The organism is Gordonia sp. NPDC003425 (assembly GCF_053588635.1).
The window spans coordinates 226,915-248,869 of sequence record NZ_JBSFQI010000002.1 but is presented as its reverse complement, the minus strand read 5'-3'; the positions used below and the strand labels follow the sequence as shown (position 1 = coordinate 248,869).

The following is a 21,955-nucleotide window of genomic DNA, read 5'->3' as shown; positions in this document are numbered from 1 at the left end:
GCATGGCGACAACAACGACCGAACGCGGACCGACGCGCATCCGAAGTTCCTTCAGCGCACGGTATTTCACGCGGCTCCCGATGCTGCTGTGGCTCACGGCGCGACGCGAGCGGATCACTGTCCCGGTGACCGTGCTCGTGTTCGTGCTGCTCAATCTCGCCACCGCGGGATCGATCGCCGCCGCATACGGCACACCGGAGAAACGTCGTGAACTCGCGGCCGGGCCGGGATCGAACGCGACGTTTCGGTTTCTGCTCGGCGACACCGTCCACCTCGACTCGACGGCGTCGGCGGCGGTGTGGCGGGCGGGACTGTTCATGGTCGCCGCCCTCGGGGTGTGTGCGGTGCTGATGGTGGTGCGCCAGACCCGCAAGGAAGAAGAACTCGGCAGGACGGAGATGGTCCGCGCCGCGGCGGTGGGCCCGTTGGCCGCGCCGGTGGCCGCCGCAACGGTGGCCGTTGCCTTCAGCGTCGTTGTCGGACTGGCCATGTCGCTCACCCTGATCCCGTTCGGCGCCCGAGGTCTCGACCTGTTCGTGGTGTTCGCGCAGTACGCGGGGGCCGGGGTCGCGGCCGTGGGGCTGGGTATGGTCACCGCCCAGATCGCGGCCACCAGCCATATCGCCAACCTGTGTGGGTCGTCGATCGTCGTCGCCGGATATCTGTTGCGTGGCATCCCCGACGCCACCGGCGGGTGGGGCTGGCTGCGCTGGGTGAGTCCGGTCGGATGGGCCGAACTGGCCGATCCCTTCGGCGCCAACCGCCTGTGGCCGCTGCTCGCCTCGGTTGCGGTGTGCCTCGCGGGTGTCGGCATCGCCTGCGCGGTGGCGGTCCGACGCGATCTTGGTGCCGGGCTCATCGCGCCGCGACCCGGACCCGCGGGTAGCGCGCGACTCGGCTCGATGGGGGCTGTGGCGGTGCGCCTTTCGATGCCGCTGCTCACCTCGTGGCTGGGCGGGCTGGCGGTCTACGCGTTCATCGTCGGCGTCATGGAACCGTCGGTGGAGCAGCTGGCCGAGGGCAACGAGCTGGTGGAGAGGGTGCTGCGTGCGCGGCTCGGCGACATCGGGCTCGGCACGGTATTCGCCGTGACGATGCTCTCGATCCTTGCGGTGGTCGCGTGCGCGTGGGCGGTGACATTGGCCGAACGGTTGCGTGCCGAGGAGTCGGCGGCGCGAACCGAGGTGGTGCTCGCGACTCCGACCTCGCGTTCGCGGTACTACTTTGCCTATGTCGCGGTCGCCCTCGGCGGTCTGATCTGCGCGGTGTTCACGGCGGCGGCGGGAATGGTGCTGGGCAACGGCGTCGCCGGCGGGGGATGGGTGGGTCCGGCGGGACATGTGGCAAGGACCGCCGGCGTGTTGCTCAGCGCGGCTCTGGTACCGGGCACGCTGATGGTGGCGCTGTACGCCGTTCGCCCCGTGCTGGTTCACCTCGGCTGGCCGCTGGTGGTGGCGGCGTTGTTCCTGGGCCCGTTGTCGGGGATGTTCGACCTGCCGCAGTGGGCGATGGACATTTCGCCCTTCACCCACGTGCCACTGGTTCCGGTGGAACCGATGCGGTGGCTGCCGGTGATCGTGATGATCTGTGTGGCAGCGGCTTTCGTGGTGGTCGGATGGTGGGGGTTCCGTCGCCGGGACGTGGGCTGAGGGCGCACGGCCCGGCGACGTGGCTCACCCGGCGATGCGGTGCTTGATTCCTCCGGCGACGTCGGCGGCATGATCCTTGGCCTTGATGCCGAGCTTCGCCACCACCGCTGCGCGGGCCGCGGGGTCGAGATCGTCGATGGTGTCCTCGATCTTGCGCGTCGCGGCATCCACGACGGTCTTCTCCCGCTTGAGGATGATCAGGAGGGCGACGAGCAGCCCCAGGCTCAGCACGATCAAGGCGATCTTCACGTTCTTCGACATGGTCCTAACGCTTCCTTTCGGGATGCACTGCGGTGTGATCTCACTCCAGCATGCCCGCCGGAGGGGCGTTGTCGAGGGATCTGGCCCGGGTTGGTCGGCGATCCGTCACATGCCTGGTTTCACCAGCTCGCCCCAACCCTCGACGTCCTCCGGGCGCCGTGGACCCGGGCCGGTGTAGATCGCGGCCGGACGAACCAGCTTGCCGAGGCGTTTCTGTTCGAGGATGTGTGCGCACCAGCCGGCAGTGCGCCCGCAGGTGAACATCGCGGGCATCATGTGCGTCGGTACCTCGGCGAAGTCGAGGATGACCGCCGCCCAGAACTCGACGTTGGTCTCGATGGCACGGTCGGGCCGGCGTTCGCGCAACTCGGTGAGCGCGGCCTGCTCGAGCGCGGCGGCCACCTCGAAGCGCGGCACGCCGAGTTCTTGCGCGGTGCGCCGCAGCACCCGGGCCCGTGGGTCTTCGGCCCGGTAGACCCGATGCCCGAAGCCCATCAGCTTCTCCTTGCGGTCCAGAATGCCGCGGACCAGCGCGCGGGGATCGCCGGTCTCCTCGACCTCGGTGATCATCGGCAGCACGCGGGCCGGTGCGCCACCGTGCAGCGGCCCCGACATCGCGCCGATCGCGCCCGACAGGGCGGCGGCGACGTCGGCACCGGTGGACGCGATCACCCGGGCGGTGAAGGTGGATGCGTTGAGGCCGTGTTCGGCCGCGCTGACCCAGTAGGCGTCGATGGCGGCGACGTGTCGCGGATCGGGATCGCCCTTCCAGCGGGTCATGAAACGACCGGTCACGGTGTCGCATTCGTCGATGACGCGTTGCGGGACGGCCGGCTGATGGATGCCGCGCGCCGACTGCGCCACGTACGACAGTGCCATCACCGAGGCGCGTGCGAGGTTCGCGCGGGCGGTTTCGTCGTCGATGTCGAGCAGTGGGCGATATCCCCAGATCGGGGCGAGCATCGCCAGGGCGGCCTGGACGTCGACCCGCACGTCGCCGGTGTGGATGGGCAGTGGGAACGGTTCGGCCGGGGGCAGGCCGTCGCCGAATTTCCCGTCCACCAGCAGCGCCCAGACGTCGGCGAAGGTCACTCTGTTCTCGACGAGATCCTCGATGTCGACACCCCTGTAGCGCAGGTTGCCGCCGTTCTTGTCGGGTTCGGCGATCTCGGTGGTGAAGGCCACCACGCCCTCGAGACCGGGCGTGAAGTCGTCGGGCACAGCGTTCGCCATCGCAGACCACCTATCTCCACACGACGTCGTGGGTGGGGTTCGTCGGCGCCGGGCCGGGCGCCTCTCTCAGCACTGTAAGACACCCGACTTCATGCGTCATTACGGCCGGTGTGGTCGGGGTCGGCAGGGTAGCGTCTGATCGGTGGACAGTCAGCCCATCGACCTACCCAACGAGCAGCCCATCGATCTGCCCAACATGCGTGTCGGATACGGCGGGGGCATCCCGCCCAATGTCGGCGACGGTGACCGCGCCGCCGGTGCCGACGGTGTGCGGGAGAACCTCGATCCCAGCTGGCTACGCGGCGATCCGCCCTGGCTCGACCTGTTCATGGTGTGGCTGCGTGAGGCGATCGATGCGCGGATCGCCGAACCCAATGCGATGGTCCTCGGCACCGTCGACGTGAACGGACTGCCCGCCACCCGCACCGTGCTGTGCAAGGGCGCCGACGCCGACGGTGTGGTGTTCTTCACCGGCTACGACTCCGACAAGGGCCGCGATCTTGCGACCAATCCCTTTGCCGCGGTGACATTTCCGTGGATCGCACTGGAACGTCAGGTGCATTTCCGGGGGCCGGTGAGCCGGGTGAGTGTCGACGAGACGCAGGAGTATTGGGCGAGTAGACCCCGTGGATCGCAGTTGTCGGGGTACGCGTCGGAGCAGTCGCAACCCATCGGGAGCCGCCACGAACTGGAGGAGAAAGCCGCCGCGGTGGCCGCCGAGTTCGGAGTCGACGATGACACGCCCGTGCCGGTCCCGCCGACGTGGGGCGGATTCCGTATCGAGCCGGTGTTCGTCGAGTTCTGGCAGGGGCGTGCCAACCGGCTCCACAACCGGGTGCGGCTGGAGATGATCGACGGCTTGTGGCAGGTGCAGCGGCTGCAGCCGTAGATTTCGCCCCACTCGTGTAGTTGAGGATGGCGCCGGGTGTGTGGACCGGGTCATGGCAAGTTCGTGAGAAGCGCCCGGGTTTCCTTGATGGCCTCGGTTACCGTCCGTAGCGTGGGCTTCGCCGGCAAAGAAATCCAAATCCGCTACACGAGAGGGGAATTCACATGCCCGAACCGCATCCGATCCTGAGGCGTCACCGTCGTCGAGTCTGGGACCGCCACCTGCGCCGCTGGGTGTGGGTCTGGAGCTGATCCCACGCTGACCACAGCGCGTCCCGGGTGCGTCGATCACGGCGGACCCGGGACGCCGTTGTGATCGGCCCTGGTGATCGATGGAAGAGGAACATGTCATGACCCTCCTCGGCTCGTATCGGCGGTTCGCCCCCGCCGTACATGGCGAGGGCCGACGATTCGCACTCGCCGGCACACTGCTCGTCGTGGCCGCAGCATGCGAGGTGCTGGCGGTCTTCGTTCTCGCAGACGTCATCGACGGTGCTCTCAGCGCCCGCGGCCTCACCGACTTCGCGCGCATGGCGTCGCTCTGGTTGCTCGTCACCGCGGTGTCCACCGCGGCGGACTACGGTGGTCAACTCGTGTCGGTCGGAATCTCCGAACGCGTGGTGCTCCGGCTTCGCGACCAGCTGTTCGCGCATGTGCAGACACTGCATCCGGTTCAGCTCCGGCGCCTGGGGATCGGCAACCTCGTCAGCCGCCACACCGGCGACCTCGAAGCGGTGGAGTATCTGATCGGCACGGGCGCAATGCAGTTCGTGGTCGCACTTGCACATGTCGCGGGGTTGATGACCGCAGCGCTGTTGATGAACTGGCAAGCGTCACTCATCGCCATCGGCGCCGTTCCCGCGCTGTGGGTGCTCTCGTCGATCTTTGCCCGCCTGCAGGCCTCGGCGACGCATGACGAGCGCGGCGCGAACGGTCACATCGCCGACTCGGTGGAATCGACCCTGATGGGGCACGAGACCACGATCGCCTACAACCAGCAGGGGCGTGAGCATCGCACCCTGCACGACCACGGTGTGGCATGGATGCGTGCCCGCCTCGAACAGACGAGGGTGGAAGCAGGCTTCGGCGCCATCCTCGGCATGGGTCAACTCGTCGTGACCCTGGCCATCGCACTCGCCGGCCTGTGGCAGGTGCGCGAGGGCAACCTCACCGTAGGCCAGTTACTCGCCCTCACCGGATACCTGGGGATGCTGTACCCCAAGATGCAGGAGATCGCCGACGTGCGGCTCGCGGTGTCCTCCGCCCTGGTCAGCGCCGAGCGCGTCGCCGAAGTCCTCGATGTGCGTGCGGTTGAATCGGATCATCCGAACGCCGTCGATCGTATCGCCTCCGGACCCGTCGGCATTGCGCTCCGACACGTGTCCCTGTCTCGTGGACACCGCAGAGTTCTCGACGATGTCTCGCTCGATCTGGAACCGGGAACGATCACCGCACTCGTAGGAGCGAGTGGAGAGGGCAAATCGACCCTGGCCTCGCTGCTGACCCGGCTCGAACACCCTGATTCCGGCGAGATCTGGCTCGGCGCAGTTGAATACCGCATGCTCACCGGGACGGCGATTCGCAATCGGGTCACCCTGCTGCCGCAGCAACCCGTCGTCCGCGCGGCGACCATCGCCGACAACATCGCCTACGGCAGACCCGGCGCAAGCCGCGCGGAGGTCGTGAAGGCTGCGCGCGCCGCCGACGTGGACACTTTCGTCCGCTCGCTTCCGGGTGGCTATGACACCGTGATCGACGACGGGGGCCTCACGCTGTCGGGTGGCCAGAGACAACGCATCGCCATGGCGCGCGCCGTGTTGCGAGACGCCCCGGTACTGATCCTCGACGAGCCGACGTCGGGACTCGACGCAGCGGCCGTCGATCGAATCCTGCGACCGCTGCGGTGTGTCGCGGGCGGCCACACCACCCTGCTGATCACGCACGATGCGCGAGTGGCCGCAATGGCGGACCGCATCGTCGAACTGCGCGGTGGACGCCTCCACGAGTTGGCTGTGCGACGGGTCCCGGTGGTCGGCGAACAGAGCGCCGGTGCCCGTTCCCGGCGCGGTCGGCACCGGGTCGAGATGCAGCCCGCGCCGGGGTGACCGGAGGGGTGCGACGAGAGTTGGTGGCAGTGGCCGCGGGAGTCCGTCGACGGGCGAAGTACCCTGACCAAAGTGCCCCGACTGCTTGCCGACACCGCGCCGCTGCGCAACATCTACTTCCGGCGGCTGTGGATCGCCAACATCGTCACGGTCATCGGCGCGCAACTCACCATCGTGGCTGTCCCCGCCCAGATCTACGCCCTCACCGGCAGTTCGGCCTACGTCGGGCTGACCGGCATCTTCGGCCTCGTTCCCCTGGTGATCTTCGGTCTGTGGGGCGGTGCCCTCGCCGACACTCTCGACCGCCGAATCCTGTTGATCGTCACCACGATCGGGCTCATCGTGTGCAGCGGTCTGTTCTGGGCACAGTCGGCGTCCGGTGTCGGGAATGTCTGGATCATCCTGGTACTCTTCGCGATTCAGCAGGCATTCTTCGCGGTCAACCAACCCACCCGGACCGCGGTGTTGCCCCGATTGCTGCCCGATCGGGAGCTGCCGGCGGCGCTCTCGCTGAACATGACGGTGATGCAGGCGGGAGCCATCGCCGGGCCACTCATCGGCGGTGCGCTGATCCCGGTGCTCGGGTACTCGCTGCTGTACCTCCTCGACACCATCTTCCTGTTGCCGACGCTCATCGCCGTCGTCCTACTTCCGTCGTTACGGCCGGAGAGCGACGCCGCACCCAAGGTGGCCGGGCTGCGCTCGGTGCTCGACGGTCTGCGGTATCTGGCCGGTCACAAGATCCTGCTGGCGTCGTTCCTGGTGGATCTCATCGCGATGATCTTCGGTATGCCGCGCGCACTGTTCCCGCAGATGGCGCACGAGAACTTCGGCGGCCCGATCGACGGTGGTATCGCGTTCGCGCTGCTGTTCGCCGCCATCTCGGCCGGTGCGGTGATCGGCGGCGTGTTCTCCGGCTGGGTGAGCAGGGTCAAGCGCCAGGGGCTCGCGGTGATCGTCTGCATCATCATCTGGGGGCTGGCCATCACCGGGACGGGAATCGCGGTCGGTTTCGCGCACGGCAGCGCGCTGCCGATGCTGCCGGTCGCGTTGGTGCTGTTGATGATCGGCGGTGCCGCCGACATGGCCTCGGCCGCCTTCCGGCAGTCGATACTGTTGGCGGCGGCCAACGACGAGGTGCGCGGTCGGCTGCAGGGCGTGTTCATCGTGGTGGTGGCGGGCGGTCCGCGTATCGCCGACGTGGTGCACGGGGCCGTGGCAGCGTCGGTGGGTGTGGCGGTCACCACCGCGGGTGGCGGCATCCTGGTGATTATCGGCACTGTCCTTGCCGCGCTGGCGATTCCGGCGTTCGTGCGCTACCGGGTAGGGCAACGCGCCGATCAGGTGCCGGGCGACTGACTGCGGTCTGCGGGCCGCTGATCAGCGAGGTTGCCGTCGGGATGCCACTATGGAGGCCATGACTGCCACCGTCGAGGAATCCCGTAGCTCCTTTCGGGTACCGCTGATCGACATCACGCCGTACACGGCCGGGGGAACGGCCGCCGAACGCGCCGTGGTGGCCGCCCAGATCGACGACGCCGCCAGTTCGGTGGGCTTCATCCAGATCGTCGGGCATCAGATCCCATCGGCGGTGCTCGACGAGTTCACCTCGGTGATGGACGACTTCTTCTCACTGCCCCTCGAGGACAAGAAGGCATACCGGACGCCCCCCGAGATCAATCGGGGGTATGCGCCACCGAAGTCGGAATCGCTCTCGCTGAGCCTCGGTGTTGAATCGGCCGACCGGATGAACGACTTCTTCGAGGCATTCAACGTCGGTGTGGAGGCCAAGGAGTACCCCGACCTCGAACTGCCGGGCACCGATTACGCCGACAACACCTGGCCCGCGGTGGACCACTTCCAGGCGGCGGTGTCGACCTACTTCGCCGAGGCGCGGCGGGTGGCGCACATCCTGACTCGCATCTTTGCCGACGCCCTCGATCTGCCGCCCGACTTCTTCGACGGTTACACCGACCATTCGCTCGACGTGCTGCGGATGAACAACTACGCGCTGCCCCCCGGCGAGGTGGAACTCGACGGCGAGCTCACCGGAATGGGGGAGCACACCGACTACGGCATCGTGACAGTGCTGTGGGCCGATCAGGTCAAGGGACTGCAGGTGCTCGACCACGACGGCGAATGGCACGACGTCAGCCCGACCGATGGCGCACTGCTGATCAACCTCGGCGACCTGATGGCGCGATGGACGAACGAACGCTGGATGTCGACGCTGCACCGGGTGAAGCCGCCGGTGGTCGACGGCACGATCGAACGCCGCCGCTCGGCTGCCTATTTTCACGACGGCAACATCGACGCCACCATCTCCACGCTGCCGTCATGCGTGGGCGCAGGCAGCCGCTATTCACCCATCACGGTGGGCGAACACATCGGTGCCAAACTCGCCGGTTCCCGTGCGGGACAGGCGAATCCGTATGCAAAGCGCGAAGCCGCCCGAGTGCAGCGCGCGATGCAGCGGGGGTTGGGTCAGCAGTAGGCTCTGCCCCCGGGGTCGAGCGTGCCCACTTCCGTGTTGAGCGTGCCCGGATCCCGGTTGAGCGTGCCCGGATCCGTGTCGAGCGTGCCCACATCCCAGTGGCGGATTCAGCCAGTCGACGCAACACCTATGGCTGGTGTTGGGAGGTTAGCAGTTCGGTGAAGGCTTCGGTGGGGGTGCGGAATCCGAGTGCTGCTCGGGGTCGGTTGTTCTGTGCCGCAGCAACGTGGGCCAGGTGTTCACTGGAGTGAACAGACAGATCGGTTCCCTTCGGAAAGTATTGTCGTAGAAGCCCGTTGGTGTTCTCGTTGGTTCCGCGTTGCCATGGTGAGTGCGGGTCACAAAACCACACCTGCAGGTCATGGTCGAGCGCGATATCGGCATGGGCTCCACGCATTTCTGACCCTTGATCCCAGGTGATCGAACGACGCAGATGCGCGGGCAGATCACCGATCCCGATCTTGATCGCATCGCGCAGATCCTCACCGGTACGGGTGGTCGGTAAGTGCAGCAGGATCGTGAATCGGGTGACCCTGTCGACCAACGTGCCGATCTGGGACTGCCCGTCACGGCCGAGGATGCAGTCACCCTCCCAATCACCGGGTACCGCGCGATCGGCGACGGTGGCCGGGCGGTTGGCGATCAGCAACTCCCGCGGCACGATACTGGCCCCGGTGGTGGCCGTCGCCGGCTTACGGGCGGTCCGCCCCGTCCGCAACGACGCCTTGACCTGTGCTTTCATCTCCCCGCGAGGAAACACATACAGTGATTGATAGATCGCTTCATGGCTGATGCGCATGCACTGATCATCCGGGAAATCCTCCACCAACCGGGCACTGATCTGCTGGGGAGACCAATGCTCATCACCGGCGAGCTTGTCCCACACATACGCCCGTAGCGCGGCGTTGACCTCAAGCCTGCGCGCCTTGGGCCGCGCCCGATGTCGCTGGGCCTGCCGCTGAGCATAGGCGGCGCCGTAGCCGCCGCGGGGAGCCTGATTGCGCCGCAACTCGCGGCTGATCGTCGAGGGCTCCCGCCGCAGATCACCCGCAATCTGACGGATCGACAAGCCCGCACTGCGCTTGTTCGCAATCAGATCGCGCTCATCAGCCGACAAATACCGCGACTGCGGGCCACTGCCATGCTCGTCGAGTACTGCCGGCCTGCTCACAACAGGTATCACCCCACCATGTTTGGCCATCAGCTTGCTTCCCAACCGCACCGAGAACCCCACGTGTCGGGCAGCCTGCCGCGTACTCATCCCCGCCGCCCGCGCCTGCCAGAACTCCCACACCACCACCTCCGGCATCGCCTGCCCCCGCTTCAACCCTCGCATCACACACCCCGTTCACTAGGAGGTGTTGCGACGATCCCTTGAACCCGCCAGTCGAGCGTGCCCACATCCCGGTCGAGCGTGCCCGATCCGTGTTGAGCGTGCCCGGATCCGTGTCGAGCGTGCCCACATCCCGGTCGAGTTTCGCCTGCTGGTCGAGCTTGTCGAGACCACCATGCCGCGCCGTCTCTCTCCCCGCCACCCGCGGGAGCAGTTGCTGGTGTGACTCCTGTTCACCACAGTCGACGCCCGTTCACCCCTGGGAATCACCAGTCGGGACCTGCAGAAATACTTCTTGACTCGAACACATGTACGAGTACTCTGGGTGACATGACCGATTCGGGGGACCACACCACCACGGCAGCCATTACGGCAGCCGCCGACGCGCTGCGCGCATTGACCATCGACGAACATGCCACCGGCCGCGACGTCTACCACGCCATGGCGACGCTTATCGAGATCCGTAACCTCGTCGACCACCAACTCGCCGTGCACGTCGCCGCGGCCGACCGGATTGGCCTGGCGAAGAAGCAGGGCCGCAGTACTCGGGAGTTGCTCATCGTCATGGGATTGGCGCCGGCGGTCGCCCAACGGTTGCTGCGTATCGCCAGAGCCTTGGAGTCGGTCGGTCGCGTGGCCGGGCACGCCGCAGACGGCGCGATTCCGGTGAGAACGTGGACGCGATCGTGCGCGGGACCGCCCATGTGGATCGACGCCACCCCGAACCGCTCGACGAGCAGGCACGCGCCTCCGTGATCACCGATCTGCTTGCCCAGCACTTTTCGGGCGCGACTCCTGCCGATATCGGCGCCAGGGCGCGCACCCTGGGCAACCAGGCCTCGGCCACACACCCCGACGGACTACCGGCTGCCGAGGACCGCCACATCAACACGCTGGTTCTCCACGACGACGAGGGTCGGGTGCAGATCCGTGCTGATCTCGACGCGGTGGTCGGTGAGAAACTGTGGACCACCATCGACCACCTCGCCGAACCACGCCCGCACCCCGACGGCTCCCGCGACTCCCGCACGCCCGAACGGCGTCGCGCTGACGCGTTGGAAACGATTCTCGACCTTGCCGCCACCGGTGCCGGCGGGATCGACAGTAAGACGAGGGTGGGTGAGGTGATCGTGCCTGCGGCTCCCCGCACCCAGATCGCCGTGACCATTCCCGCTGGCACGCCCAGCCTGTCGAGCTTGCAGTTCCTGGGCTCGATCACCGAAGCGACCGCGAAGAGACTCGCGTGCGACGCATCGGTGACGGTGGCGATCGTTGACGGCGAACACGTGCCTCTCGCGGTCGGGCGGGAGAAGCGGCTGTTCAATCGGGCGCAACGCCGCGCCTTGGCGCACCGTGACAAAGGCTGCGTCAAATGCGGCGCACCGGCGTCGTGGACGCAGGCGCATCACATCGTTCACTGGGTCGATGGTGGGGACACCGACCTCGACAACGGCTGCCTACTGTGCCCGTCGTGTCACGACGATGTCCACCACGGCGGCTGGGACATCCTCATGGGCTCCGACCGCCACCCCTGGCTCCGTCCACCGGCAAGCGTCGACCCGCGCCAGGAACTGATCGCCTCCTACCACCGACGCCGCATGCACATCGCGGACCTGCCCGCGGCCGCCTGAACCGCCAACCGACCACTTCCGAGAAGTACTGATCCTCAACGACTTTCGCGTAGCACATTCGTGCACCCGGCTTCTGTCGGGCCGCACACGAACATTGAGAACTCCACAGAGACACCTGCGGCCCTCGCCGCCATTCCGTGCTCGACGGCCACCCACCGTGGTGCGCAGCACGGAGATGGCGGATGGGACCCAGGCCGCTCAGATCATGCGGAACCGAACCCGGGTTCCTGCGACCAGTTGACCGGCACGATCGACGGCGACGGCAGTGAGGACCGCTGACACCGGATAGCCGCCGGTCACGGGGTGGTCGGCGAGAAAGACGATCGGCTCGCCGGCAGGAGGAATCTGCACGGAACCATGCGCGACGCCTTCCGAGCGAAGCTGTCCCACGTCGGCTCGGTGACTCAAGACCGGCAGATCCGATCCCTGGGCGCGACGCAGCCGCACGCCGATCCGGTTGCTCGCGGGCGTCACCTCCCATTCCCCGCGGAACAGGTCGTCGGGTGCCGTGAGGTGGTCGCGCCGAGGTCCCGGACGGGCATCCAAGGTCACGACGCCCGGCCGTCGATTGTCCGGGGGCGCCAAGGTCACCGTCGGCCACTCCCTCGCACTCTCTGCGATCGCGAGAACGTCGCCGTCGGCCAGTGGCTCGGGACCGAGCCCGGAGAGGGTGTCGGTGGCGCAGGATCCCAGAACCGCATCGACGTCGAACCCTCCGCGTACGGCGACATAGTTCCGGCAGCCCCAATCCGGTGTGCCGACAACAACGTCCATGCCCGCGGCGACGGTGACCGCGGCGTTGCGACCAACCGGGGTGCCGTCTACAACGACGGATGCATGGGCGCCGGTCACCGCGATGACGGTCGCGGAATCGGCGCGCAGACGCAGTCCGCCCATCGTCGCTTCGATGGTTGGGACCGCTTCGTCGTTGCCGACGAGTCGGTTGGCCAGCATCAGTGATCCGCGGTCGGCGGCGCCGGATCTGGGTACCCCGAGATGAGCGAATCCGGGGCGCCCGAGATCCTGGATGGTGGCGAGAGGTCCGGTGGCCAGCACGATCAATGCGGTCACCGGCCGCCCTCACTCGCGCCGGGCTCAGCGCCCGCATCCGCAGCGCCAGTATCCGCAGTGCCCGCGTCCGCGTCCACGAAGCGCACCAGGCTCCCGGGCGCAAGCAGCGCCGGCGGTGATGCATCTGGATTCCACAGTCGGATACTGGTGTGTCCCAGCAGGTTCCACCCGCCCGGGCTCTCCCTGGGGTAGACGGCACTGTAGCCTGCTGCAATCGCCACAGCGCCCGTCGGTACCCGGGTCCGGGCGGTTTCGCGGCGTGGTACCCGCAGCAGCGGATTGTCCGGATCATCCAGCGGGACAAGATATCCGAATCCGGGAGCGAAGCCCATGAACTGGACCTCCCAGACGGTGTCACGGTGCGCGGAGATCACGTTGTCGACGCCGAGGCCGAGTGCGGACGCCACATCGGCAAGATCGTCGCCGGTGTAGCGCACCGGAATCGTCATCTCTCCCGGTCGATCCGGTTCGTCGGCTGCATCGGTCGCACGCAGCACACGGTGGATGCCGAGAAGGTCCACCCCCGCGTCGTCGGCACCCTGAACCAGGACGGTCTCGGCGGCGGGCACCACAGCTTCGATACCGGCCAGCGCGCCCGTGTCGACGGCATCCCGCAGCGCAGCCACCGCCCTGCGCGCCGCGTGGGAGGGATCGGGGTCGTCGGCAAAATCGAGGAGTACCGCATCGGCACCGGCTGGTAACTCTCGCATGCCATCCGAATCTACCGCCGGCCCCACGGCAGTGATGGCAGACTGAAACCATGACCCGAGCGGCCATGAGCCTGGAGATCGTCGCATGAGGGAATTGATCGTCTGCGGCGAGGCGCTCGTCGACGTGGTCGCCACCGGCGCGCCAAGCCGACGCCCGGGCGCATTGCCACCACTGCAGCCCGCGCTCGGAGGCGGCCCGTTCAACGTCGCGGTAACCCTCGGACGGCTCGGCAGCGCCGTCTCCTTCTACTCCGCGGTGTCCACTGACTCCTACGGTGACGAGATCGTGGCCGCACTGCAGCGCAGCGGCGTCGGAACCAGTCTTGTGCAGCGTCGCCGCGAACCCACGTCGCTGGCGCTGGCCACCATCGGAGCAGACGGCGCCGCGCAGTACTCGTTCTACGTCGAAGGCACCGCAGACAGGTTCGTTCAAGAAGTCGACGACCTCGCCCCGACGGTGTCGGCGGCATGCTTCGGCACCCTGTCGATGGTGTTGGAGCCGGGGGCGACCACCTACGAGCGCCTCATGCGCCGCTGCCACGCCGCCGGCAGACTGATCGCCCTGGACCCCAACATCCGCCCGGCGGTCATCGACGATCCCGACGCCTACCGCCGTCGGTTTCTCGAGTGGGTGCCGATGGTGGACGTTCTCAAGCTCTCCGACGACGACGTCGAGTGGCTCGCCGCGGGTGCCGCGGGTTCCACGGTCTCCGACTGGCTTGGCGCCGGCGCGGGAGCGGTGGTCGTCACCGGCGGTCGCGACGGCATTACCGTGACCACTCGTGATGTCGAGGTCACGGCCACCGCGCCGGAAATCGCTGTCGTAGACACGATCGGCGCCGGTGACAGCGTGATGGGCGCACTCCTGCACTATTTCGACCGCGCCGGCGACCTGTCAGCGGTGGCCGTTCGATCCCGAGACGGCGACTACTGGCTCCGCGCAGCCGAATTCGCGGCGCGAGTGGCCGCGGTCACCGTGTCGCGCGCAGGTGCCGACCCGCCGTGGGCAGGGGAGTTGGCCCAACGCGACACACCGGCACGCTGAGCGAGGCGCGGCCCGAAAGTCAGTGACCGCCTTCGATGGTCATCTCCGGGGGCCGTCGGGTGAACCCGCGGGTGAGCACGATCAGGTACACGATGCCGATCGCGAGCCACGAGACACCGAGGATCAGTGCTTTCGAGTCGAGTTGGGTCAGCAGGTAGACGTCGATCGCCGCGCCGATCAGCGGGAGAACCACGTAGCGCCAAGGGTTCGGCTTCTCGTCGCGATGGCGCATGAAATAGCCGATCACCGCCAGGTTGACCAGCGTGAACGCGGTGAATGCGCCGAAGTTGATGAACGACGTCGAGGTCGCGACGCTCAGGAAGATCGCGGCGAGACCGATCACACCGGCGAGACAGATGTTGAAGACGGGTGTGTGGAAGCGTTCGGAGACCCAGCCGAAGAAACGTCTCGGCAGTACGCCGTCGCGTCCCATCGCAAACAGCAACCGCGCCACGGCCGCCTGCGCCGCCAGACCGGAGGTGAACTGGCCGATGATCAACGCGGCCAAGAAGATCGCACCGAAAAACGCACCGCCGATGTCCTTGGCGATGTCCTCGGCGAGGCTGTCGGCGTTGGCGAACGAGCCGCCGGGTGACACGAGGGTCACGAAATAGGACACCACGATGAAAATGGCACCGCCGATCAACGCCACCAGCACGATCCCGCGCGGAATGTTCTTCTCCGCGTCGTGGGTCTCCTCGGTCAACGTCGACACCGCGTCGAAACCGAGGAACGAGTAGGCGGCCACCGCGGCCCCCGCGGTAATCGCCCCGAATCCCGAACCGCCGGTGAACGGCGTGGTGGACGCCAGCGACTGCGAACCACTGACGAGATGGGCGATCGACAACGCGACGAACAACGCGAGGATCAGCAGTTGGAACGACATCAGCACCAAATTGGTCCGGTCGGCGACCTTGAGACCCAGGATGTTGAGCCCCGACGTGATGACGATGAATGCCACGATCCACACCCAGAACGGAACCCCGGGAAACTGGCCCTGCAGATAGGCTCCGCCGATCAGCCAGATCACCAGCGGCAGGAACAGATAGTCGAGCAGAATGGCCCAGCCCACCAGGAAGCCGAGCCGGGTGTCGAGCCCCTTGCGGACATAGGTGTAGGCCGACCCCGACACCGGGTAGTGCTTGGCCATCAGCCCGTAGGACAGCGCGGTGAACAACATCGCCACAGTGGCCACCAGATACGAGCCGGCGCTGCCGCCGTCGGACTTCTCGGCGATGACGCCGAAGATGCCCAGCACGATGATCGGAGCCATGTAGGCAAGCCCGAAAATCACCACAGATCGAAGATGGAGGCTCTTCTGCAGGCCGGGATGTGATTGGGTGGTCATCACGTCTCCTCGCCGCACGGCGGGCGCCGCACTTCGGCTCAACGTATCCCGCTCGCCGGCACCGCGCATGAGGATTGTTTGCGCTGGTCAGATGTGTCCGGAAAGTCGGATTGATCGGTCATTGCCCCCTCCTCGGGCGAGCGGGCGCAGATGCGGCTAGGTTTAGGAGAAAGCGCATGTGTGCGTGCAACAGCTGTCTCGCACCTGAGTAAAGGGGTATTCGAGTGTCCGCTGAAACAGTGCCCGCCGACCAGTCCTCCGACACGGCCTCGGCAACCTTCACCTACCCGGGTGGGCAGCTCGAACTTCCGATCCTGCAGGCCACCGAGGGCAGCGATTCGGTAGCGCTGGGCAAGTTCCTCTCCGAGACGGGCCTGACGACCTTCGACGGTGGCTTCGTCAACACCGCGGCGTGCAAGTCGGCCATCACCTACATCGACGGCGACGAGGGCATCCTGCGATACCGGGGCATCCCGATCGACCAGCTCGCCGAGAAGTCGACGTTCATCGAGGTCAGCTATCTGCTCATCTACGGTGAACTGCCGAGCCCGAGTGAACTCGAGGAGTTCACCACCAAGATCCAGCGGCACACCCTGCTTCACGAGGACCTCAAGCGCTTCTTCGACGGATTCCCCCGCAACGCGCACCCGATGCCCGTCCTGTCCAGCGCGGCCAACGCACTCAGCGCCTACTACCAGGACTCGCTCGACCCCAAGGATCCCGAGCAGGTCGAGCTGTCGACGATTCGCCTGCTGGCCAAGCTTCCGACCATCGCCGCCTACGCCTACAAGAAGTCGGCGGGGCAGCCGTTCCTCTACCCCGACAATTCGCTGTCGCTGGTCGAGAACTTCCTGCGGATGACTTTCGGGTTCCCCGCCGAGCCCTACGTGGTGAATCCCGAGGTCGCCAAGGCGCTCGACATGCTGTTCATCCTCCACGCCGACCACGAGCAGAACTGCTCCACCTCTACCGTCCGGCTCGTCGGCTCGTCGCAGGCCAACCTGTTCACGTCGATCTCGGGCGGCATCAACGCCCTGTGGGGCCCGCTGCACGGCGGTGCCAACCAGGCAGTGCTCGAGATGCTCGAGGACATCAAGGCATCCGGCGGCGACACCAAGGCGTTCATGACCAAGGTCAAGAACAAGGAAGCCGGTGTGAAGCTGATGGGCTTCGGCCACCGCGTGTACAAGAACTACGATCCGCGCGCGGCGATCGTGAAGAAGACCGCCGACACGATCCTGGAATCCCTTGGGGTTCAGGATGATCTGCTCGACATCGCGAAGGGCTTGGAAGAGGTCGCGCTGTCCGACGACTACTTCATCTCTCGCAAGCTCTACCCGAACGTCGACTTCTACACCGGCGTGATCTACCGCGCGATGGGCTTCCCGACGCGGATGTTCACGGTGCTGTTCGCGCTCGGTCGTCTCCCCGGGTGGATCGCGCACTGGCGCGAGATGAACTCCGATCCGGCGGGCAAGATCGGCCGTCCGCGTCAGCTCTACACCGGCTACACCGAACGTGACTATGTGACCATGGGTGACCGCTGACGCGGCCACCGGTGACCATGGGTGACCACTGACCCACTAGCCCGGCAATCGGCGTCCACCCGATCCGACGACTCAAAGGAGAGTCTCCGTGACCAGCACAGAGAAACCTGAAATCGACTTCCCCGAAGGCCCGGCCCCCGTCGAGCTCGAGATCACCGACGTCATCGTCGGCGAGGGTGACGAGGCACAACCCGGCGGCATCGTCGACGTGCACTACGTGGGTGTCGACTTCGAATCCGGCGAAGAGTTCGACTCGTCGTGGGACCGCGGGCAGTCCGCGCATTTCCCGCTCGATCGGCTCATCCCCGGCTGGCAGCAGGGCATTCCGGGAATGAAGGTCGGCGGCCGCCGGCAGCTCACCGTGCCGCCTGCGCTTGCCTACGGGCCCGAAGGCGCCGGACACCGGTTGTCGGGCCGCACCCTGGTATTCGTGATCGACCTGCTGGGCGTGGGATAGATCGCCCCGGCCTCGGAGAGCACCGCGTCGGCGATCTGCTGGCTGCGCCGTGACCTGAGGGTCGCCGACCTGCCCGCACTGCGGGCGGCCGTCGGCGACGGATCCCGTTCGGTACTCACCTGTTTCGTGCTGGATCCGCGGCTCGAATCGTCGTCGGGCGACCGGAGACTGGCATTCCTCTACGATTCGCTGCGCGAACTCGACGGCAAGCTCGACGGTCGGCTCCTGGTGGTGCGCGGCAGGCCCGACGAGGAGATCCCGCGACTGGTCACCGCGACCGGCGCCGCGTCGGTCCACGTCAGTGAGGACTTCTCGCCGTTCGGACGGCGTCGGGACAAGGCGGTCGTCGACGCACTCGACGGTCTGGACGCCGACGTTGCGTGGGAGCCGTTGGGGTCACCGTATCTGGTGTCCCCAGGGCGGGTCACGAAGTCCGACGGCAGCCCGTACAAAGTGTTCACTCCGTTCTTCCGGCAATGGCAAGACCACGGCTGGCGCACCCCCGCGGACTCTGGTGTGCCGTCGAATGTGTTCGATCCCAGCGGAATCCGAAAGTCTGGTCGTATCCGCATACCCAAATCACCTACGCGGCTGGACCTCCCGGCGGGAGAAGACGCCGCCCTGGCCCGCTGGGCGGAGTTCCTCGACGGCGGGCTGTCGGAGTACGAAACCGACCGGGACCGGCCCGATCTCGACGCCTCTAGCCGGATGTCGGCATACCTGAAGTTCGGCAACATTCATCCGCGCACGATGGCGGCCGACCTCGGCCGTTCGGCCGGAGCGAAAGCCTACCTACGCGAGCTGGCCTTCCGCGACTTCTACGCCGAGGTGTTGTACCGATGGCCGAAGAGCCTGTGGCGCAACTGGAATGATCAGTTCGACGACATCGAGCTCGACACCGGCAAGCGCGCCGATCAACGGTTCGCGGCGTGGCGCGACGGCCGCACCGGATTCCCCCTCGTCGACGCGGGTATGCGCCAGCTCGCCGAGACCGGTTTCATGCACAACCGGGTACGCATGATCGTCGCATCGTTCCTCGTCAAGGACCTACATCTGCCGTGGTGGTGGGGTGCCGAATGGTTTCTCGACCAGCTCACCGACGGCGACATGGCGTCCAATCAGCACGGCTGGCAGTGGGCTGCGGGCACGGGAACCGATGCAGCGCCCTACTTTCGGGTGTTCAACCCGGAAACCCAGGCCAAGAAGTTCGACCCCGATGGGGACTATGTGCGTCGTTGGATTCCCGAACTGGAGACCGACGACTATCCGGAGCCGATCGTCGACCACAAGGCCGAACGCGAAGAGGCGCTGCGCCGGTACGGCGCCATCTAGGGCTCTCGGGTTCGTGAGAACCCCTTGTCGCCCTGTGCTTCTCCTACTGTGTTCCCGTCCTACTGCGGCACACGCAGCGCCTGCGACCACCGCACGCGCGTCCCGGTGTGCAGGATCGAACGCTGATAGATCCGGGCCGCGATCCAGGTGGCGACGACGCACGCACCCACCATCAGCGCGAGTGCAACGACGACTTGGAGAGCGTCGGTGTCGCCGGTGGCGATCCGGATCGGGACGAGCACCGCGGAGAACGGTGGAATCCAGGTGAGTACCTTGATGATCGTCGAGTCGAGCGCCTGAACCCCGAAGATGCCCGCATACATCACGCCCATCGACAGCACGGTGAGCGGCAGGATCGTCGAACCCAACTCCTCCTGGCGTGACACCAGCGCACCGGCCGCCGCGTACAGCGTCGCGAAGAACAGGAAACCGAGCACGAACCACAGCAGCGTCGCCCCGAACATGCCGACGGCGGTACCCGCGATGGTGAGCATGCCGGTGGCGACGCCTGCGGCCAACGCCGTGACACCCAGCACCACCATCTGTCCGAGCGCGACCACCCCGATGCCGAGGATCTTGCCCCACATCAGATGCAACGGTTTGACCGACGACAACAGCAGCTCAACGATGCGTGACGTCTTCTCCTCCACCACTCCCACCGCGATCATGTTGCCGCCCAGCATGATCGCGGTGATCAACAGCATCGATCCCACCAACGCCACAACAATCCGCTGCCCGGCGTCGGGTGTGGCGGGTTCGGTGTTCGCCAGTGTGACCTGTGGCCGGGGGAGAGTCGCCGCGTCGACGCCACGCGTAGCGAGACCGCTGATGAGCGTGGATTGCTCGATCGCGGTGCGCAACACCGACGTCAGCGACTCCGACATCCCGTCCTTGCTCACCAGGGTGTAGGAGGTGCCGGTACCCACGACGACGGCCCCGTCGAGGTCGCCCGCATCGACCTGGGTGCGTGCCTTTGTTGCCGATCGGGAACGGTGACCACGTCGATGGGTGTGCCGCCGGCGGAACCGATCTGTTCGATGGTGGTGGCAAGTGCAGTGTCGCCGCCCACAACGCCGATGCGCTGCGCGTCGGTGTCGCCGCCGCTGAACGCCTTCCAGATGACGAGTCCCACAACGATCACCAGCATCAGGGCGACGGTGCTGATGACGAATGATCGCGTCTTCACCCTGGTGGTGATCTCTCGTCGGGCGATCAATCCGATGGCCGAGGCCGTGCTCATGCTGGTGTCGGTGCCCACCCGGTTGTCGGTGCCCACCCGGTTGTCGGTGCTGATCTCATTGTCGTTGCCAGGCCTGGTCATGTCGAAACCACCTCTCGGAACATGTCGGTCAGCGACGGACTCGATGTGGTGAAGCGATGGACCGGACCCACCCGCAGTGCCGCCGCGAGGACCTGCTGGTCGTCGGCCGATCCGGGATCGATGTGCAGCAGGGTGGTGGGGCCGTACGTCGCATCGAGAACGCCAGGAAGGTCGTCGGCCCAACGGATGTCGGCGCGCGGACCGGTGACCTCAAGGGTCACCCCACCTCGCGAGCGCAGTTCGTCGACGCTCCCGAGCGCGCGCATCCGGCCGCGTGCCACGATGCCCACACGGTCGCACAGGCGTTGTACGAGGTCGAGCTGGTGCGAGGAGAAGAGGACCGGGATACCCTCGGCCGCTTTCTCTTTGAGCACATCACTCATCACGTCGACGGCCACCGGATCGAGACCGGAGAAGGGTTCGTCGAGAACCAGGACGTCGGGGTCGTGAACCAGCGCCGCGGCGAGCTGCACGCGCTGCTGATTGCCCAGGGACAAGTCGGCGACATTGTCGTGTACCCGGCTCTGCACGCCGAGGCGCTCGGTCCAATGACGCACACTGTCGGCGGCCGCGGCTGCCGCCATCCCGTGCAGCCGCGCGAGGAACAGCAACTGCTCGCCGACCTTCATCTTCGGGTAGAGCCCCCGTTCCTCGGGCATGTAGCCGATCCGTCGGCGCATCGCGAAATCGATCGGCTGCCCACCCAGACGCACCTCGCCGGCGTCGGCGGCGAGCACCCCGAGGATCACCCGCATGGTGGTCGATTTCCCCGCGCCGTTGGAACCGACGAAGCCGAAGATCTCGCCGGGCGCGACAGTGAAAGTCATGTCCTGCAGGGCGATCACGTCGCCGTAGCGTTTGTGCAGGCCGTCGACGGTCAGCGCGCCGGTCATGAGAGTCCGCCCTGGGACTCGATGGTGCGGTGGACGTCGCCCGCCGGTGGCGCGAAATCGTCGGGATCGGGGTCGGACATCCACCAGGCGGTGAGCATGGTGGGCAGCAGCCCGGCGGCCAACATCAGCGCGATCATCAGCACGCCGGTGCCATACACGAGCTGACCGCGCACCTCGTCCTGGGTCCCGAGTGCGATGAGTACCAGATACGGAATGAACATCAGCGCGAACAGCACGATGAAGCCTATTGATCGCGCCGAATTGCGTTGCGCCAGCTGGATCTCGTCGAGTGCGGGCACCGGCGTGTCGGCGACCGAACCGGTCACGATGCGCAGCATGTACTGGCAGCAGATGGCGCCGACGAGCCCGAGCACGAGTGGGGGCAGTACCCACTCCATCGACACATAGGCGGCGCCAACACCGACGAACACCACCACGAGTGAGATCAGTTGAAGGATGACCAGACGGCGGTAACCCCGCCGATTGCGCCATCGGGGCAGGCGGTGGGCGGTGCGCTCGGCGAACCGCTGATGTCGGCGGGCCCGCCACTCGTCGTAGCGTCGCCACGCGGCGGGGGTGGCCTCGGCGGGGATCGCCGAGTTCGGGTCGTTCATTGTGCGCCTCCTTGTCGGGTGGA

General features: G+C 66.6%; 16 protein-coding genes and 3 pseudogenes. 10 read left to right on the top strand and 9 right to left on the bottom strand.

Annotation, left to right across the window (positions count from 1 at the left end; all coding sequences use genetic code 11):
- Positions 1–2 precede the first annotated feature (2 nt).
- Positions 3–1,649 carry an ABC transporter permease gene (locus ACWDTD_RS03650; RefSeq protein WP_449745697.1) on the top strand — a complete coding sequence of 549 codons (1,647 nt, stop codon included), beginning with the start codon at positions 3–5 and terminating at the stop codon, positions 1,647–1,649.
- A 24-nt stretch (positions 1,650–1,673) separates the two neighbouring features.
- Here ACWDTD_RS03650 and ACWDTD_RS03645 read toward each other — a convergent pair whose 3' ends face one another.
- Both ACWDTD_RS03645 and ACWDTD_RS03640 read right to left on the bottom strand, forming a co-directional pair.
- Positions 1,674–1,910: a hypothetical protein gene (locus ACWDTD_RS03645; protein WP_449745696.1), complete on the bottom strand. Its 237-nt coding sequence runs from the start codon at positions 1,908–1,910 to the stop codon at positions 1,674–1,676.
- Positions 1,911–2,015: 105 nt separating this feature from the next.
- Positions 2,016–3,143 carry a citrate synthase 2 gene (locus ACWDTD_RS03640; protein ID WP_449745695.1) on the bottom strand — a complete coding sequence of 376 codons (1,128 nt, stop codon included), beginning with the start codon at positions 3,141–3,143 and terminating at the stop codon, positions 2,016–2,018.
- 196 nt (positions 3,144–3,339) lie between these two features.
- Between ACWDTD_RS03640 and pdxH the strand changes: the two genes are divergently transcribed.
- The 4 genes from pdxH (at position 3,340) to ACWDTD_RS03620 (ending at position 8,630) form a co-directional block, all read left to right on the top strand.
- On the top strand, positions 3,340–4,032 hold the full coding sequence (gene pdxH / locus ACWDTD_RS03635; RefSeq protein WP_449745928.1) for a pyridoxamine 5'-phosphate oxidase: 693 nt from the start codon (positions 3,340–3,342) through the stop codon (positions 4,030–4,032).
- Positions 4,033–4,381: 349 nt separating this feature from the next.
- Positions 4,382–6,136, top strand: coding sequence for an ABC transporter ATP-binding protein (locus tag ACWDTD_RS03630; RefSeq protein ID WP_449745694.1), 1,755 nt, complete (start codon positions 4,382–4,384; stop codon positions 6,134–6,136).
- A gap of 72 nt (positions 6,137–6,208) precedes the next feature.
- Complete coding sequence (locus tag ACWDTD_RS03625; protein WP_449745693.1) at positions 6,209–7,495, top strand: MFS transporter; 1,287 nt, start codon at positions 6,209–6,211, stop codon at positions 7,493–7,495.
- A 49-nt stretch (positions 7,496–7,544) separates the two neighbouring features.
- Positions 7,545–8,630, top strand: a complete 1,086-nt coding sequence (locus tag ACWDTD_RS03620) for an isopenicillin N synthase family dioxygenase (RefSeq protein WP_449745692.1) — start codon at positions 7,545–7,547, stop codon at positions 8,628–8,630.
- A 107-nt stretch (positions 8,631–8,737) separates the two neighbouring features.
- Here ACWDTD_RS03620 and ACWDTD_RS03615 read toward each other — a convergent pair.
- Positions 8,738–9,966, bottom strand: a pseudogene (locus ACWDTD_RS03615) (IS30 family transposase).
- A gap of 327 nt (positions 9,967–10,293) precedes the next feature.
- Between ACWDTD_RS03615 and ACWDTD_RS03610 the strand changes: the two are divergent.
- A pseudogene (locus ACWDTD_RS03610) lies at positions 10,294–11,594 on the top strand (DUF222 domain-containing protein).
- Between the two features lie 198 nt (positions 11,595–11,792).
- Here ACWDTD_RS03610 and ACWDTD_RS03605 read toward each other — a convergent pair.
- Together ACWDTD_RS03605 and ACWDTD_RS03600 are read right to left on the bottom strand one after the other, a co-directional pair.
- Positions 11,793–12,665: a 5-oxoprolinase subunit C family protein gene (locus ACWDTD_RS03605; RefSeq protein WP_449745691.1), complete on the bottom strand. Its 873-nt coding sequence runs from the start codon at positions 12,663–12,665 to the stop codon at positions 11,793–11,795.
- On the bottom strand, positions 12,662–13,375 hold the full coding sequence (locus ACWDTD_RS03600) for a 5-oxoprolinase subunit B family protein (protein ID WP_449745690.1): 714 nt from the start codon (positions 13,373–13,375) through the stop codon (positions 12,662–12,664). Before ACWDTD_RS03600 ends, ACWDTD_RS03605 begins: the two co-directional genes overlap by 4 nt.
- A gap of 85 nt (positions 13,376–13,460) precedes the next feature.
- On the opposite strand from ACWDTD_RS03600, the gene ACWDTD_RS03595 reads away from it, so the two are divergent.
- Entirely contained in the window at positions 13,461–14,420 is a 960-nt protein-coding gene (locus ACWDTD_RS03595; RefSeq protein ID WP_449745689.1) for a carbohydrate kinase family protein, read from the top strand.
- Positions 14,421–14,439: 19 nt separating this feature from the next.
- Here the strand turns inward: ACWDTD_RS03595 and ACWDTD_RS03590 are convergent, their stop codons facing one another.
- Positions 14,440–15,768 (bottom strand): APC family permease, encoded by a 1,329-nt coding sequence (locus tag ACWDTD_RS03590; RefSeq protein ID WP_449745688.1) that lies wholly within the window; start codon positions 15,766–15,768, stop codon positions 14,440–14,442.
- Between the two features lie 224 nt (positions 15,769–15,992).
- On the opposite strand from ACWDTD_RS03590, the gene ACWDTD_RS03585 reads away from it, so the two are divergent.
- From ACWDTD_RS03585 to ACWDTD_RS03575, 3 genes are all read left to right on the top strand, one after another.
- Positions 15,993–17,315, top strand: a complete 1,323-nt coding sequence (locus ACWDTD_RS03585; protein ID WP_449745687.1) for a citrate synthase — start codon at positions 15,993–15,995, stop codon at positions 17,313–17,315.
- A gap of 88 nt (positions 17,316–17,403) precedes the next feature.
- The gene (locus tag ACWDTD_RS03580; protein WP_449745686.1) at positions 17,404–17,772 is read left to right on the top strand and encodes an FKBP-type peptidyl-prolyl cis-trans isomerase; all 369 of its coding nucleotides are present in this window, start codon (positions 17,404–17,406) and stop codon (positions 17,770–17,772) included.
- A 42-nt stretch (positions 17,773–17,814) separates the two neighbouring features.
- On the top strand, positions 17,815–19,104 hold the full coding sequence (locus ACWDTD_RS03575) for a cryptochrome/photolyase family protein (protein WP_449745927.1): 1,290 nt from the start codon (positions 17,815–17,817) through the stop codon (positions 19,102–19,104).
- Between the two features lie 59 nt (positions 19,105–19,163).
- On the opposite strand, the pseudogene ACWDTD_RS03570 reads toward ACWDTD_RS03575, so the two are convergent.
- From ACWDTD_RS03570 to ACWDTD_RS03560, 3 genes and pseudogenes are all read right to left on the bottom strand, one after another.
- Positions 19,164–20,344 (bottom strand): annotated as a pseudogene (locus ACWDTD_RS03570) (ABC transporter permease).
- Positions 20,345–20,421: 77 nt separating this feature from the next.
- Entirely contained in the window at positions 20,422–21,318 is an 897-nt protein-coding gene (locus tag ACWDTD_RS03565) for an ABC transporter ATP-binding protein (RefSeq protein WP_449745685.1), read from the bottom strand.
- Positions 21,315–21,932: a hypothetical protein gene (locus ACWDTD_RS03560; RefSeq protein WP_449745684.1), complete on the bottom strand. Its 618-nt coding sequence runs from the start codon at positions 21,930–21,932 to the stop codon at positions 21,315–21,317. Before ACWDTD_RS03560 ends, ACWDTD_RS03565 begins: the two co-directional genes overlap by 4 nt.
- Positions 21,933–21,955 lie beyond the last annotated feature (23 nt).